This is a genomic window from Sphingobium sp. RS1, from assembly GCF_056156825.1.
Genome location: NZ_JBLZXE010000002.1, coordinates 3,003,478 through 3,018,593, shown reverse-complemented (window position 1 = coordinate 3,018,593; position 15,116 = coordinate 3,003,478). Strand labels below are relative to the sequence as shown.

General features: G+C 63.4%; 15 protein-coding genes and 1 tRNA gene. 4 read left to right on the top strand and 12 right to left on the bottom strand.

Annotation, left to right across the window (positions count from 1 at the left end; translation table 11 throughout):
• Positions 1-39: 39 nt before the first annotated feature.
• Positions 40-384, bottom strand: a complete 345-nt coding sequence (gene rpoZ, locus ACNHGR_RS16515) for a DNA-directed RNA polymerase subunit omega (RefSeq protein ID WP_007708529.1) — start codon at positions 382-384, stop codon at positions 40-42.
• 126 nt (positions 385-510) lie between these two features.
• On the opposite strand from rpoZ, the gene ACNHGR_RS16510 reads away from it, so the two are divergent.
• Entirely contained in the window at positions 511-1,713 is a 1,203-nt protein-coding gene (locus ACNHGR_RS16510; RefSeq protein WP_475287468.1) for a phospholipase D-like domain-containing protein, read from the top strand.
• A gap of 41 nt (positions 1,714-1,754) precedes the next feature.
• Here ACNHGR_RS16510 and ACNHGR_RS16505 read toward each other — a convergent pair whose 3' ends face one another.
• The 7 genes from ACNHGR_RS16505 to ACNHGR_RS16475 all read right to left on the bottom strand — a co-directional run bounded on the left by ACNHGR_RS16505 (position 1,755) and on the right by ACNHGR_RS16475 (position 8,428).
• Positions 1,755-2,120, bottom strand: a complete 366-nt coding sequence (locus tag ACNHGR_RS16505) for a hypothetical protein (protein WP_184269505.1) — start codon at positions 2,118-2,120, stop codon at positions 1,755-1,757.
• 172 nt (positions 2,121-2,292) lie between these two features.
• Positions 2,293-2,853 (bottom strand): hypothetical protein, encoded by a 561-nt coding sequence (locus ACNHGR_RS16500; protein ID WP_184269503.1) that lies wholly within the window; start codon positions 2,851-2,853, stop codon positions 2,293-2,295.
• Positions 2,846-4,198 carry a sensor histidine kinase gene (locus tag ACNHGR_RS16495; protein ID WP_475287466.1) on the bottom strand — a complete coding sequence of 451 codons (1,353 nt, stop codon included), beginning with the start codon at positions 4,196-4,198 and terminating at the stop codon, positions 2,846-2,848. The genes ACNHGR_RS16500 and ACNHGR_RS16495 overlap by 8 nt, the downstream gene beginning before the upstream one ends.
• Positions 4,191-4,901, bottom strand: coding sequence for a response regulator transcription factor (locus ACNHGR_RS16490; RefSeq protein WP_184272362.1), 711 nt, complete (start codon positions 4,899-4,901; stop codon positions 4,191-4,193). The genes ACNHGR_RS16495 and ACNHGR_RS16490 overlap by 8 nt, the downstream gene beginning before the upstream one ends.
• Positions 4,902-5,155: 254 nt before the next feature.
• Positions 5,156-5,986: a sulfite exporter TauE/SafE family protein gene (locus ACNHGR_RS16485; protein WP_184269499.1), complete on the bottom strand. Its 831-nt coding sequence runs from the start codon at positions 5,984-5,986 to the stop codon at positions 5,156-5,158.
• Between the two features lie 324 nt (positions 5,987-6,310).
• The gene (gene ald, locus ACNHGR_RS16480) at positions 6,311-7,426 is read right to left on the bottom strand and encodes an alanine dehydrogenase (protein WP_184272360.1); all 1,116 of its coding nucleotides are present in this window, start codon (positions 7,424-7,426) and stop codon (positions 6,311-6,313) included.
• Positions 7,427-7,537: 111 nt separating this feature from the next.
• The gene (locus ACNHGR_RS16475) at positions 7,538-8,428 is read right to left on the bottom strand and encodes a peptidylprolyl isomerase (protein WP_475287463.1); all 891 of its coding nucleotides are present in this window, start codon (positions 8,426-8,428) and stop codon (positions 7,538-7,540) included.
• A gap of 151 nt (positions 8,429-8,579) precedes the next feature.
• Here ACNHGR_RS16475 and ACNHGR_RS16470 point away from each other — a divergent pair.
• Positions 8,580-8,670, top strand: a tRNA-Ser gene (locus ACNHGR_RS16470).
• Between the two features lie 54 nt (positions 8,671-8,724).
• Here ACNHGR_RS16470 and ACNHGR_RS16465 read toward each other — a convergent pair.
• Together ACNHGR_RS16465 and ACNHGR_RS16460 are read right to left on the bottom strand one after the other, a co-directional pair.
• A complete protein-coding gene (locus tag ACNHGR_RS16465; protein ID WP_475287461.1) occupies positions 8,725-9,210 on the bottom strand; it encodes a group I truncated hemoglobin in 486 nt (161 codons plus the stop codon).
• 20 nt (positions 9,211-9,230) lie between these two features.
• On the bottom strand, positions 9,231-10,103 hold the full coding sequence (locus ACNHGR_RS16460) for a DUF3034 family protein (protein ID WP_184269493.1): 873 nt from the start codon (positions 10,101-10,103) through the stop codon (positions 9,231-9,233).
• 126 nt (positions 10,104-10,229) lie between these two features.
• Between ACNHGR_RS16460 and ACNHGR_RS16455 the strand changes: the two genes are divergently transcribed.
• Both ACNHGR_RS16455 and ACNHGR_RS16450 read left to right on the top strand, forming a co-directional pair.
• The gene (locus tag ACNHGR_RS16455) at positions 10,230-10,853 is read left to right on the top strand and encodes a cupredoxin domain-containing protein (RefSeq protein ID WP_475287459.1); all 624 of its coding nucleotides are present in this window, start codon (positions 10,230-10,232) and stop codon (positions 10,851-10,853) included.
• Between the two features lie 47 nt (positions 10,854-10,900).
• Positions 10,901-13,174: a putative bifunctional diguanylate cyclase/phosphodiesterase gene (locus tag ACNHGR_RS16450; protein ID WP_475287457.1), complete on the top strand. Its 2,274-nt coding sequence runs from the start codon at positions 10,901-10,903 to the stop codon at positions 13,172-13,174.
• A gap of 21 nt (positions 13,175-13,195) precedes the next feature.
• On the opposite strand, the gene ACNHGR_RS16445 is transcribed toward ACNHGR_RS16450, so the two are convergent.
• Together ACNHGR_RS16445 and ACNHGR_RS16440 are read right to left on the bottom strand one after the other, a co-directional pair.
• Complete coding sequence (locus tag ACNHGR_RS16445; RefSeq protein ID WP_184269491.1) at positions 13,196-13,510, bottom strand: hypothetical protein; 315 nt, start codon at positions 13,508-13,510, stop codon at positions 13,196-13,198.
• A gap of 175 nt (positions 13,511-13,685) precedes the next feature.
• Positions 13,686-15,038, bottom strand: coding sequence for a hypothetical protein (locus ACNHGR_RS16440; protein ID WP_184269489.1), 1,353 nt, complete (start codon positions 15,036-15,038; stop codon positions 13,686-13,688).
• Positions 15,039-15,116 lie beyond the last annotated feature (78 nt).

Genomic DNA, 15,116 nt, shown 5'->3' with positions numbered 1-15,116 from the left:
CAGGCCGAGCCTCATTCCCTCTCCAAACTCTTCAGGCGATCAGCCGTCGTAGTCGCCGCCAATATTCTGGTTACGCGGCGGCGCGGCAGCGGTGAGGCGCAGGGCCTCCGCCGACTGGGCGATCGAGCCGATTTCGTCCGGCGTATCATCATCGTCAATCTGCACCTTCTGCAGCGACGCGACGACCGAATCATGAAGATCGGCAGGCAATACGGTTTCTTCGGCGATCTCACGCAGGGCAACGACCGGATTCTTGTCACGGTCGCGGTCGAGCGTCAGCTCGGCACCGCCGGAAATTTCCCGCGCGCGCTGGGCGGCGAGAAGGACGAGATCAAAGCGGTTGGTAACCTTGTCGACGCAATCTTCGACTGTAACGCGGGCCAAACAGGGCCTCCTGCTCACAAGGAATGGAAAATTCAGAACTGGCGGCCTAGCAGCGCCCCTCCCAAGAGTCAATGAAAAGGCCATAAAGCCATGGCGGGCCGCCATTAAAAGGGGCATGAAGAGGCCATGGCGACCGTCGAGCCTGCTGCTGCCTGCACCGATGCGGATGATATCCGCCTTGCCCTGCATGGCAATCACCTGCGCCTGATCGCCAACGGGCCTGCACTGCGCGATACCCTGATCACGCTGATCGACGGCGCCCGCCACAGGCTGAAGCTCTATTATTATATTTTCGCGGCCGATGGCAGCGGGACGCTGGTGCGCGATGCGCTGATCGCTGCGCGCCGGCGCGGCGTGGCGGTGACGCTGATGGTCGACGGCTTCGGATCGTCGCACACGCCCGACAGCTTCTTCGCGCCACTGATCGAGGCCGGCGCCCATTTCGCGCGATTCGGGACCAGCCGCACCACCCGCTATCTGATCCGCAACCATCAGAAGATGGCAATCGCCGACGACAGGCGATTGATGATCGGCGGCTTCAATGTCGAAGACGGCTATTTCGGCATTCCCGCCGGCGATTGCTGGCGCGATGTCGGCCTGCTGATCGAGGGCGAGCAGGTCGAGGCGATGACGCGCTGGTATGGCCAGCTATGGCGCTGGACATCGACGCACAGGCAGCGTTTCCGCACGCTGCGGCATATGGTGCGACAATGGCATCCCTCGCTGCATCATGAGGCGGCGGACCCGTTCCGCTGGCTGATCGGCGGACCGACCCGACGCCTGAGCCCTTGGGCGCAGGTGGTGAAACATGATCTGGAGCAGGCCGGCCAGGTCGACATGATCGCCGCCTATTTCTCGCCGGGGCGGGGCATGCTGAAGCGCATTGCGCGCGCGGCGCGGCGCAGGGGTGCGCGCCTTATCCTGCCCGCCAGATCCGACAATGGTGCCACCGTGGCGGCGGCCCGGCTGCTTTATGGGCCGTTACTCAAGCGCGGCGTGGAGATTTTCGAATATCAGGCCTGCAAGCTGCACATGAAGCTGATCGTCATCGACGATGCCGTCTATGTGGGATCGGCCAATTTCGACATGCGCAGCTTGTTCATCAACCTGGAGGTGATGCTGCGGATCGAGGATGCCGGCTTTGCGGCGCAGGTACGCGACTTTATCGGGCGGGAGGCCGGGGCGAGCCGGCAGATCGAACTGGAGGCCTATCGCGCCGGGCGGAGCGGCCTGACCCTGCTGAAACAATGGATCAGCTATCTGCTGGTGGGCGTGCTGGACTATACGGTCACGCGACGGCTGAATTTCCGCGACCCCGGAGACGATTGAGGGGGCAGGCCGCGCCTGCCCCTTCGATTATCGATTATCGATCAGCGTCCATTATCCGTCAGAACTCGCACTTCGCCGACCGGATAGCCCTTTTCGGCCATTTCCTTGGCATAGTCGCCCCGGGCATCGGCCAGTTCGGCGCGATATTCCTCCCAGGCGTCGCGATTGTCCTCCGCATCGGAGGAATGACGCAGATCCTTGGTCAATTCCTTGCGCGCCTCGGCCAGGTCGGTCTGATAGTTGAACCAATAATTGTTTTCGACCCCGGCGATCGGGGCTTGATAGACCAGCTGGGTTTCGACCTGCGCCAGTTGCTCCTCATAGCTGACCGGGCCTTCCTGCGCGATTGCGGCCGCGGGCACCATGGCCAGTGCGACGGCGGCGGCGAGAATCTTCGAACGAGTCATGGGCTCTTCTCCTCTTTCGATCTGAACCATGACCATCACAACGCCCCACCCCCCGGTCTTTTCGCCTGAACGGATGTGCAGAATGGATGAAGTGAGCAGAGGAGACGACGGAGCGTTGCGCGAAAAATGCTCGAAAACCCGTTTTTATGCCGTCATATCAGCCAGGTAGAGTTCAGCGCACGACCAGATAGAAGGCCGCGGGCGCGGTGCCGCCATTTTCGATGACGATATCATAGCGATCGGTGAAAAGCGGCAGCCAGGCACAATCCGCCTGGACCCCGCCGATCGGCTTGGCGCAAAGCGTATTGCCGTCCGCCCCCTGCACCCGCAGCGACAGGTTGGCAGCCCCCCGCGCCGGCGCGACCGATATCTGGGCGCGTTGTCCGGCAAGGAAGAGCTGGCGCACGGTCATGCTGCCGCGGGCGCCGATCGATCCGTGGCGATAGGCCGGTCCCAGCGCGCGGCCGCGAAAGCCGAGGCCGGAACGGGTGACGCCATGGTCGCTGGCCTCCTGCGTCCATTGGGTCGCGAGATCGGCCTGCCCGTCGGCGGGTGTCGCCCCCAGCGCCTTCAGAATCTGCGCGGTGTCGAGCAGGGCCGCATGATTGCCGGCGCCTTCGGCCGCCTCCCCCTCCAGCAGGGTGCGCAGCACCGGATCGGACGGAGACAGGTCCGCAGCCGGCGCAGCGGGGCCGGTAGCGAGCAGCAATCCTGGCAAGAGCAGCCTAATCATCGCGGTCCTCCGGCTGGAGCACGAAGCGCGCGCCGGGCGCGGCGTCCTCCACATGCAGCGACAACTGGTGCCGCTCTGCGATCGCCCTGGCGAGCGCAAGGCCAAGGCCATGCCCCCCGCCCCGCGCGCCGTCAAGCCGGACATAGCGTTCGAACACCCGCTCGCGGTCGGCGGCCGGGATGCCCGGCCCGTTATCCTGTACCACGATATGCGGTCCGGGCGCCAGTTCGAGGATGATCGATCCCCCGCTCGGCACATATTTGAACGCATTGTCGAGCAGGTTGGACATGAGCCGCGTCATCTGCATCGGGTCAGCGCGGCTGCGCACGCCCGGCGCGATCCGCGCATGAAAACCAATGCCCAGATCCTCGGCGCTGGCGCCATAAAGGTCGGCCAGGCTTTCGGCGATATCACTGAGGTCGACTTCGGCCAGGCCGCGCGGGTCGCCCCGCATCGCCTGGGTGCCGGCAATGTCCAGCAGCGAATCGAGCAGACGGACGACGCCACGAATTTCCGCCCGCGACTGGTCCAGCGTGCGCAGCAGGGCGACGTCCTGCGTACTTTCCATCGCCTTGAGGATGCGGGTATCGAGATGCATTAACGGGGTGCGAATCTCGTGCGCGGTCTGGTCCGACACGGCGCGCTGCGCCTCCACCAGCCGCTGGACCTGATCGAGCATGTCGTTGGTATTGGCCGCCAGTTCCGCCAGTTCGTCGTTGGACCCGGCACCGGGCGCGCGCGCGGCAATCCGCCCGGCCCGTACCGCGGCGAAGATGGCATTCACCACCTCCACCCGGGCGCGCAGCCGCCGGGCGGCGAAATGACCCGCCACCAGGCTGAGCAACGCGATCCCCGCCCCAGCAACGGCGAAGGCAGTAGCGAGGCGACCGAGCAGCGCCTGCCCACGATAGCTGCTGCGCCCCACCAGCAGGCGGGCGCCGGTGCCCAATTGGGTGGCGCGGGCGAACATGCGATCGCCGTCCGGCAGGGTGATATAGCGCGCCTCCGACACTTCAGAGGCGATGACGGGCCAGCGATCAAGATTACCCGCGAGGCGTCGGCCAGCCGGATCGGTCAGCAGATACCAGCTGCGTTCGCCATCCTCCCGGTTCATCGCGAGACGATCGGCGATTCGTTCGCGCAGTTCCACCACGTCGCTGCTGAGATAGATATCGGCCAGACCGGCCAGATCGGTATCGACTTCGCGCGCCAGCATGGCCCGACCGTCATCATCGACGATCTTCTGCACCACCAGGAACAGCGCCAGGGTAGACAGCAGGCTGACCAGCAGCGCCGACAGGGTGACCCGCCCGAAGACCGAGCGGAACAGATCGGGTCTAGGCAAGGCCCGGTCCCGTCGCCGCGATCAGCCGATAGCCGGTACCCCAGACGGTTTCCAGCACCGGCCCGTCAAACCCGTCCTCCAGCTTGCGGCGCAGGCGACCGACATTGACGTCGACCACATTGGTCTGGGGATCGAAGCTGAGTTTCCAGACTTGGCGCAGCAGCATTTCGCGCGTCACCACCTCACCGGCATGTTCCATAAGATAGCGGAACAGCTCGAATTCCTTGGGCGAGAGCGGCAGATGCTTGCCCTGGCGGAAAGCCGTCCGCGCCTTCACATGGCATTCCAGATCGCCGAACAGCAGCACCGGCTCATGGCTGCGGCGGCTGGCGCGGCGCCACAGTGCGCGGACGCGGGCGACCAGTTCGTCCGGCTCGAAGGGCTTGGCGAGATAATCGTCGACGCCGCTTTCCAGCCCCTCCACCCGATGCTCGCTACGTCCGAGTGCGGACAGCATCAGGACCGGCGCACCGACGCCCGCAACGCGCAGGCGGGTAACGATGTCGATGCCCGACAGATGGGGCAGCATGCGATCAAGGATGATGACGTCGTGGCTGCCGCCGCCGGCGCGATTGAGGCCGGTGGCCCCGTCTATCGCCTGTTCCACCACCATGCCGGCGCCACCGAGGATGGCGGCGATATTGGCACGCGCCGCTTCGTCATCCTCCACCAGCAATACAGAAATTGCGTCCGCCTGCGCCATCATGGTCCCCCCGCTCGCAGATAACGCGAAAGGCCGCCAGTGACAAAGCCTGTTAAAGCGTGTCGCTGGCGGCCTTCCGCACTATCAGATTTGGGGAGTTTAGAATCTGTTTGGAAATGCGCCTCTGGCGCATCCGCACCGGCCCGCCCCCCCACCCGACTGCCCAGACATGGTACCTGATGGGCGGTCGCGTGGGGGGGCGGGCCGGTGCAGCGTCGAAAATGCGCGCTCTCGCGCATTTTCCAAACAGACTCTTAGAACTTCAGGCCAGCGCGCAGCATGAGGGCGCCGATAATGAGGAGATAGATGCCAAAGATCTTCTTGAGCGGGCCGGCCGGCAAGCTGTGCGCGGCGGCGACGCCGAGCGGTGCGGTCAGCATCGACATGGACGCGATCGCCAGCGTCGCGGGGATGTTGATATAGCCGAACGATCCCCAGGGCAGGCCGCCTTCCTTGAGGCCGATGATGGCAAAACCGATGGTGGTCGGGATGGCGATCAGCGTGCCGATGCCCGAGGCGGTGGCGATGGCGCGGTGGATGGTGCGGCCGCACAAAGTCATCACCATGATCGCGATGGTGCCGCCGCCGATGCCCAGCAGCGACGAGAAGGTACCAAGGCCGCCCGCGATGCCGACGCGCAGGATGCCCGAAGGCATATGGTCGCTGACCACCTTGCCGCTGACCTTAGGCAGCAGGAAGTTGAGCGACATGAGGATGACGCCGCCGCCGAAGATCATCTTGAGCGTGGTGCCGTCGACATGGCTGGCGAGCATGACGCCCGCGCCGCAGCCCAGCACGATCCAGGGCGCCCAGGTCTTGAGCACTTCGAACTCCACCGCGCCGCGCTTGGCATGGCTGAGCAGCGAGCGGATCGAGGTGACGATGATGGTCGCGGCCGAAGTGCCGATCGCGACATGGGCAATGGCATCATGGGTGCCGCCCAGCAGCGGCAGAACGACCAGCAGCGCCGGCACGACGACGAAGCCGCCCCCGATTCCGAAGATGCCGGCGGCAAAGCCCGCCAGCAGGCCCGCAGCCAGCATCGAGACGAGCGGGACAAGCCAGGTCATGACATCAGCGTGCATCAGCGTGCCCCCTCCTGACCAATGCGGCCAGCGCGCATGTTGCTGCGTTCGCCTTTGCGGATCAAGGCGGCGAAAGTGGGGTAATCGACCATGATGTTAGACCATGCCTCTCTTCGGCGGAATCAAGCTGCATGGGGGGCATGTGGTCATGTCCCCCTGCCCCGCTCAACGAACGAAGGTCGCTAACCCGCAAGCCCCTCTTCCAAAGTAGGAGACACAGGAGAAACAATTTCGCTCCGATGATCTATGAGAAAGAGCAGCACCATAGTCGTCGGGAGTGGCGCTCCCCGGCCCAGCGCGCGCAACGCAGCGCATGGCGCTGCCTCAGTTCAGCGCATCCTCCGCCGGCGTGTAGGGCAGGCCCAGATCCTCCGCCACCGCCCGGTAGGTGACCTTGCCGTCCCACACATTGAGGCCCGCGCGCAGGTGCGGATCGCGCCGCAACGCATCCTTCCAGCCCAGTTCGGCGATGTGCAACGCATGGGGTAAGGTCACATTGTTGAGCGCATAGGTGCTGGTGCGCGCGACCGCGCCGGGCATATTGGCAACGCAATAATGGACGATGCCATCGATGATATAGGTGGGATCGGCATGGGTGGTGGCATGACTGGTTTCAAAACAGCCGCCCTGATCGATCGCCACATCGACCAGCACCGCCCCCTTCTTCATCGTCCTGAGCATGTCGGCGCTCACCAGCTTGGGTGCTGCGGCACCGGGGATCAGCACTGCCCCGATCACCAGATCCGCCTCCGCCACGCATTCGGCGAGGTTGGCGCGATTGGAAAAGCGCGTCTTGGCCCGCGCCTCGAAATACATGCCGAGCTTTTCCAGCACTTCGGGGCTGCGATCGAGGATAGTCACGTCGGCGCCCAGCCCCGCCGCCATCTGCGCCGCGTTGAAGCCGACCACGCCACCGCCGATAACCACAACCTTGGCCGGGAGTACGCCCGGCACGCCACCCAGCAGCACGCCGCGCCCGCCATGCGCCTTTTCCAGCGCTGTGGCACCCGCCTGGATCGCCATGCGACCGGCGACCTGGCTCATGGGCTTGAGCAGCGGCAGGCCGCCATGACTATCCGTCACCGTTTCATACGCGATGCAGGTCGCGCCCGATGCGATCAGATCACGGGTCTGCTCCGGGTCCGGTGCGAGATGCAGATAGGTATAGAGGATCTGGCCGGGACGCAGCATGGCACGCTCCTGCGGCTGCGGTTCCTTCACCTTCACGATCATCTCCGCCGTGGCGAAGATATCGGCAGCGGCCGCGACGATCTCCGCCCCTGCCCGCTCATAGAGCGCGTCGCTGGCGCCGATCCCTTCACCGGCGCCGCTTTCGACCAGCACCCGGTGGCCATGCGCAGTCAGTTCATGCACGCTCTCCGGGGTCAGGCCGACGCGATATTCGTGATTCTTGATCTCCTTGACGGTGCCTGCGATCATCATGCCTCTCCACATCGGGGCGCGGTTGGCCCGCACCATTCCGGCCCGACCATAGCGCAGGCCGGGCGGCGAATGTTCCCCGATTTGTTGACGTGCGGGACGATAGTCCCGTCAGGGCAGCGACTTGACCGGCACCGGTGCATTGCAGATGTCGACACCACCGGCGGGCCGATCGTAGAAATCATCCTTCCGATTGGCGCGCAGCCGCAGATAATCCGCAAAGCTGGACGACAGCGTGTCCATCATCGCGAAGCGGGGCCGCTGTGCTTCGGGCAATTCGCTGGCGAGGCGGACGCTCAGGATCGGCACCTGATGCTCCTGCGGCGTATAGAAGGCCAGTTCGCCCGATCCGCGCGGCAGGCTGGACAGCACTGCCATCCCCTCGATCACCCGTCCGACGACGGCGATGTTGCGATCCAGTTGGCGCGGCGCCTGCCCGATCACGGCGTAAAGCTCCGCTCCCGTGCCGGCATCGGGCGACAGGTTGCGCCCCACGCCGACATAGCCGTAGCAATGCGGCAGCCAGGCCGCAGTGCCATCCATCGCGACCGGCCATCCGCCGACGAAACCGGTCGAAGGCGCGTAAGGATCGGGATAGGGCAAAGGCGTGATCGCCAGCCGGCGGTTCGCCAGCGGCAGGCCATAATCGTCCGGGCTGGTCGCGGACAGGCCGGGCGGCATCGGCTTCTTCTCGGTCGCATCGCCCCACTGCACGACATAATTGTCCTGCACCCGGTTGATGCTGGTGCCGTCCCACCAATGCGCCCTGGCCAATTTGACGATGTTGGCGACATGGCGCGGCGACAGGCCGGGCGCGAGCTGGATCACCACGCGCCGCCCTCCCTCTACCGTCATGACCAGCAATTCGTCGGCGGGGATGGGCTGCCAGGCGGCAGCCGGCGCCTGCGCCACCACGGCCGCAGGCGTGGTCGGCGGGTCGGCGGCAAAAACAGGGGTTGCGGCAGCAGCGGCGAGCAGCAAAGCGCTAAGACGATGGATCATGCCGCGATCAAACAGGGCGCGCGCGATAATGTAAAGCCTTGGCGCCAATGCCCCTTGCCTAGCGCGACGCGCCACGATAGGGAGCCGCCTCCAGTGCGATTGGAATAAGAACCCGATTCACGCCGCTTACAGCGACGGCAGGGGTTCATGCGGAGCGGTGGCCGAGTGGTCGAAGGCGCTCGCCTGGAAAGTGAGTATACGTCAAAAGCGTATCGAGGGTTCGAATCCCTCCCGCTCCGCCATTTCACACCCCGGACTATCTGCCGTCGACACTGTCCGGCGATCGGGCATGGCTGCTATTTTTGCAGCACATCATGGCGCATCTGCGCCAGTTTCGACAGGAAGCGGTTCTGCGCCTGGAAATCGACGCCTTCGGCCGTCATGGCGCCTTGCAACACTTCGACCAGACGGTTCATGTCGGCCTTCTGGATGCCCATATCCTTGTGGGCGGTCGCCATGTCGCGGCCGGTATAGGAACAGCCCGCATTCAATATATAGCAAAACTGTTCGAAGATCGTACGCTTCAGCCGAACCTTGTCCTGATTGGCGAAAATCTCGCCGATGACCGGGTCCGCAAAGTTGGTGTCGACCATCCGATCGACGATACGGCGGATACCGTCCTGCCCATGAAAGGCCCCGGCCATGGCAGTGCCAGTGAAGGGCATCGCGCCGGCATTGCGGTTGTCGACGGTATAGGGATCGACCACCTCCTCACCGGGCATGGCGTTGGGCGCGGCGGCGGGTGCGGTCTGGAGCAGGAGCAGGGACAGAAGGATGGACATGGATGTTTATCCTGGAAAGATCAGAAGGCGGCCTGGAGTTGCAGGAAGACCCCGCGCTGATTCCTGACCGTCGCGATAGAGCCAAGGTCGACATAGGCGACCGACGCGGTCACATGACGATTGACCGCATAGGCCACGAAGCCGTCGAACCAGTCATCTTCGCGCGCGATGCCCAGATTGTCGGGCTTGGAGCGATATTCGCCGCCGATGGCCAGCTTGCGCGACAATTGCCACGCCGCAGACCCTTCGAACTGAAGGCTGTAATGGTCATGCTTGTCGCCGCCGAACCCCAATATGCCAAGCTGGTTCGCCTTGGTCAGCCGCGCCGTGCCTGACAACAGGATCGACCGGGACAGGAACAGCCGGCTGACCGAGGCATAATAATCGACGCCTTCGTCATGCTGCGCACCGATTGCCCGAACGATGGTGGCATTGTTGTTCTTCTTATACTGGACGCCCACGGCAATGGCGGGCAGCGCGTCATAGACCAGGTCGCCCGCCACCCGCAGCTTCGCGCCGATCACGTCCTGCGAAAAGGCGTAATCCTTGCCCAGACCGAGCGCCAGGCCGATCTCGTTGGTGTTGAAATCCTGATGGGCGTAGCTGATCTCGACCCTATCGCGCCAGCCGATCGCGGCGCCGGCGCTCTGATAGTCATAATCCTTGACCTCGACCAATGTGCCATGGGCCGACAGGCCGATGCCATCGCTGGTTTCATTGCCGGCAATCACCGCCCAGGGAGTAAGGCCGCCGCCGCTGGCCCCTTCCAGCGAGGATATACCGTTGGTAAGCAACAGCTTGCCACCATTGCGAAGCGGTCGGGCATCGACGGCTGCCGGCACAAAAGCGGTTAATGCAAGTGCGGCAATCAGGGCATGTCTGGTCAGGTCCATGCCCGGCGTCTAGCGCAACAAGATTAATGTGAAGTTAGATCGGACCTTTTTCGACCTCCAAACACCAAGACACGCGCCAAATTGGACTAAGCATTTATTTATCCTTCTCCTTTACCGCGGTGCCTCATGCGCACCCTCCATTTCCTGATTCTGTCCGGCTTCGCCCTGCTGCTGGGCACTTCTGCCGCCCATGCCGGCGATCTCGACCTCAAGATCGTCGATGCCACGGGCAAACCGGTCAGCGATGCCGTCGTCACCGTGCGGCCGGCCGGTGGTGTGCCGGACGGGCCGATCCGCTTCCCCTGGGGCACGACCATGGTGCAGGAAAATATCGCTTTCTCCCCCCATGTGCTGATCGTGCCGGTGGGGGCGACCGTGCGCTTCCCCAATCATGACAAGGTGCGGCACCACATCTATTCCTTCTCCAAACCGGCCAAGTTCGAGATCAAGCTGTTCGGCAAGGACGAGACGCGCAGCTACACGTTCAAGTCGGCGGGCGCGGTCGCGTTGGGGTGCAATATCCATGACCAGATGAGCGGCTTCATCAAGGTGGTGGACACCCCCTTCGCGGCCAAGAGTAGCGCGAACGGACAGGTGCGAATCCCCGGCCTGGCCGCTGGCACGGCGCAGGTCACGATCTGGCATCCGTTAATGAAGGCCAAGAATAACGAGCAACTGCTGCTGGTGCCTATTCCGGGCAGCGGCTCTGTCGGACGGAGCGCCAGCGTGGCGCTGCGCGCGAGCCTCTGATGAATAGCGCCGTCCTTCGGCGGCGATGGCGGCGCGGGCTGCTGCGCATGCGGTCGGCCCTGACGGTCAAGATGACGTTGCTCTACGGCGCGCTGTTCGTCGCGGTGATGGGCGTATCGGTCTATGCCACCCGCAATGCGATCGAAGCCTATGCCGATCGCGCCGTCCGTCAGGAAATGGCGGCGGGCAGCGCCCTGTTCGCGCGCATGGCGACCCTGCAATTCCGCCAACTCGACCAGAGCGCCACCGTGCTTGCCAGCGACTTCGGCTTCCGCACGGCGGTGGGCACCAACGACGCACCCACCATCGCGTCGGCGCTGGACAGCCTGAAAGGGCGGTTCGGTATCGATCACGCGCTGTTCGTGTCGGTCGACGGCTCATTGTCCGGCGACACGGGCGAATTGTCGGAGACGGAATCCAGCCAGCTTTACGATGCGCTCGACAACGGCCAGTTGCAGGGCATCGTCGGCTGGGGCACCCACAGCCATATGGTCGCCGCCTCGCCGGTACGGGCACCCAATCTGATCGGATGGGTGGTCTTTTCCAAGAATATGGGTCCGGCCGAATTACAGCAGTTGGCGCAGCTCTCGACGGCCGACCTTCATCCCAAATTGCTGCCGATCGCGGCATTGCCCGCCAGCCTGCGCGCGGCGAAGAGCGGGGAAATCACCACGCGCGAATGGAAGCGCGGATCGGAAGACATGCTGGTCCAGGCGCGACCGGTGGAAAATCTGGTGCCCTCCGCACCGCAGATGCTGGTGCTGGAATATAGCCTGACCGATGCGATGGCCGCCTATTCGCCGATCCTGACCGCGCTGATGGCGTTCGGACTGATCGGCACGGTGCTGGCGATCTGGGGTGCCTTTGCCATGTCCCGCAACCTCGCCCGGCCGATCATCGCCCTGGAAAGCGCCGCCCGCAAGGTCAGCTCAGGCGAACATGCCGAGGTAAAGGTCGAGACGCGCGACGAAATCGGGCGACTGGCGCGCAGTTTCAACCGGATGGTCAACGCCGTCGAGACGCGCGAGCGGCAGATCGCCCATATGGCGTTCCACGACGATCTGACGGGTCTGGCCAACCGGACTCTGCTGCGGGAACAGATTGCCGTCTTCCTGCAACGTGCCGGCAAGGACGGATTCGCGCTCTTCTGCATCGACCTCGACAATTTCAAGGCGGTGAACGACACGCTGGGGCATCCGATGGGCGACGCGTTGCTGTGCGAGGTCGCGGCGCGGCTGGCACAGGTCTGCCCGACCGGCTTCGTCGCACGGCTCGGCGGCGACGAATTTGCGATCGTGGTGGAGGATGGCGCCGGCAATGCCGACCAGATCGGCCGCGCCATCGTCAACGGTCTGACCCTGCCCTTCCAGGTCAACGGCCATCGCATCGTCACGGGAACCAGCGTCGGCATCGCGCTCACGCCGCAAGACGGGGCGGATGCAACCACATTGCTGAAAAATGCCGACCTCGCCCTCTATCGCGCCAAGCAGGATGGCAAGGGGAGTCACCGCTTTTTCGAAGCGGCGATGGATGCGGAGGCGCAGGCGCGCCGGGCGATGGAAGTCGATCTGCACGACGCGCTGCGCAACGGCGAACTGGAATTGCATTTCCAGCCGCTGTTCGGCCTGTCGCAGAACCGGGTAACCGCGTTCGAGGCACTGCTGCGCTGGAACCATCCGGTTCGCGGCACCGTCTCCCCGCTCCAGTTCATCCCGCTGGCGGAGGAAACCGGGCTTATCATCCCTATCGGCGAATGGGTAATTCACGAAGCCTGCCGGGTGGCATCGTCATGGCCCGACCATATTCGCGTCGCGGTGAACGTGTCCCCGGTGCAGTTCCGCAGTTCCACCCTCAACAGCATCGTGTTGCAGGGCCTGTCGCGATCGGGGCTGGAGCCGCAGCGGCTGGAGCTGGAAATCACCGAGAGCCTGTTCATCGACAATGTGGAAGCGACATTGGCGTCGCTTCATTCGCTCCGTGCCCTGGGCGTGCGCGTGGCGCTGGACGATTTCGGCACCGGCTATTCGTCGCTCAGCTATCTGCGCAGCTTCCCCTTCGACAAGCTGAAGATCGACCGCAGTTTTATCGTCGATCTGCTCGCACACAAGGGGGCCACCGCCATCATCCGGGCCATCACCACCCTGGCCGACGCGCTGGGCATGGAAACCACCGCGGAAGGGGTGGAGAATAGCGACCAGCTGGACATATTGCGCGCCGAGGGTTGCGGGCAAATCCAGGGCTATCTGTTCAGCAAGCCGATTCCGGCCAGGGACGTCGACAGATTGCTGCAAAAACTGGATCAGAACCGCCTGGTGGCGTGACGCCGGCACATGCTGGCGCCATCAGATTCGCGCGCTCAGGCCGCCGGATGCGTCGCGTCGGGACAGCCTACGCTGGTTCTTCCGTACCGCCTTGCGATAATGTGCCACCGATGCGTTCAGCATGGCGGGAGCCGACGTGCCCAGCCCACCCGTCATCATCTTCCATTGCAGCATGGCGGCGGCTTCGACCTTCTCGCTGACCATCAAATGCGCTTCCGCCATCGCCGCCGCATTGCCGACCATCAGCCGCGGCAGGCGCATGCCGATCACCGAACAGGCCTCAAGACCAAGGCTCCAGCAATCGAAGGTGAGGGACAGGGAGGTTGGATTGCGCATGTCTGTGAAAGGCTCCTTGATGTTGCGCTGCCCCGCCGATCCGGGCTTTCCTTGACTGGCCTGAACCCGGCTCAGCCCTGCCACTTGGCTCCGGCAGGGCTATTTTATCCCGATGGCGGCACAGGCGCAATCGGCCACGCCCAGCAGATGTACGAAAAGAGCCGCCCGCGCCCGCTCAGCGCGCCAGGCCGCAACTCGAAAAAGCCTTGTTGTAGAAGCTGTTGGACGGCGATCCTTCATAACGCCCCTGCCCGGCGCATTGCATCTCGGCGCTGGACATCCGCTTTGGGCCGGCAAAGGCGGTCAAGGTCTGGTTCGCCTGCATCAACGGCGAACCGCATGACAGGGCCTGTCCCTTGACGAGGCCGTCGCCATAATTTTTGTTCGTCAGAATAGCGTAAGCCAGATTCATGCTGTGCATGGCGTAATGGCAATTCTTTCCCTTGTTAGGGAGAAAATATCCGTTGAACTTACTCTGCTTGTTAAAGAAGCCATAATAAAGTAACCGGCTTCCGTCATTTTGCTTCACCACAAAATTCGAAAATGACGGCGCCCGATTGGTATCGCCAGCGCCGATGAACAATTGGGCCATGCCGCTATAGGCATAGTCCCGCAGATAGGCGAGATCGTTCGACGACGCGGACAGGTTCAGCAAGTCCCTGATAATGTGCAGATCCTGATTGAGCGCGCCGCTGTTGGATGGATCGGCGTTCATATTCGTGACGGAATGGAACCAGGCGCATTTGCGGGATTTGTCCCGACATTGCGACTGGGTCATCAGCCCACCCTGCCCCACAGGCGCGATAACCACATTGATGAAGCTTCGCGACAATTTGTAGAAAAGGTCAAACGTCTTTCGGTCCATCGCTTTGGCCGATGGCAGATTCACCATCCCCACCATCGAATTGGCCATGTCCATCTGGCTCATGCCGTTGAATGAACGACCGCCGTTATTCAGTATCGCGACCTTTGACTTGGTATCGATCGGCACGTTGCCAATGGGGACATATTTGCGGCCGGACGGATCCCATATGCCAACATCCGGCTTGGTCAATTCGTTGATGAGGCTGTTTCTGGCGAGGTCCATGGCGGGATAGGCGCGGCCGTTGCCGACGGATACCTGGGCGTTCAGCCCACCCTTTCGCATCGCCTCGCGCAACTCGCGAAAGCAAAGGCCCAGCCCATGCCAGCGTCGACGATGTTCAATGGCCATGCCGTTGGCGCAGACGCCGCCCACACAGGCCTTAACCGGTTTGACGGGGCCGGAGCAATTGGACCTGGCCGGCGCGGCGGGCTTGGCAAGGGCACCGGCGGGTAAGGCAAGTGCGAACATCATTCCAACATAGGCTGCCTTGCGACGCATCCTTGATTCTCCGTTCCTGTCGACCACCGTCGGGACATTGAGCAATACGCTTCCGGCGCCATGGGTATCCCGGCAGGCTGAAATAGCATAGCAAGGCCAAGACGGATGGCGAAAGCGCGCCCGCAGACAAGCACCGATCGCCTCGACCAAAGAGCGCCCGATCATAAAACTGCCTTGGAAGAGGCGTTCACAGCTTTACCCCAAGCCGATCAATGGGTAGCGACTTCACAAGATCAGATGGGA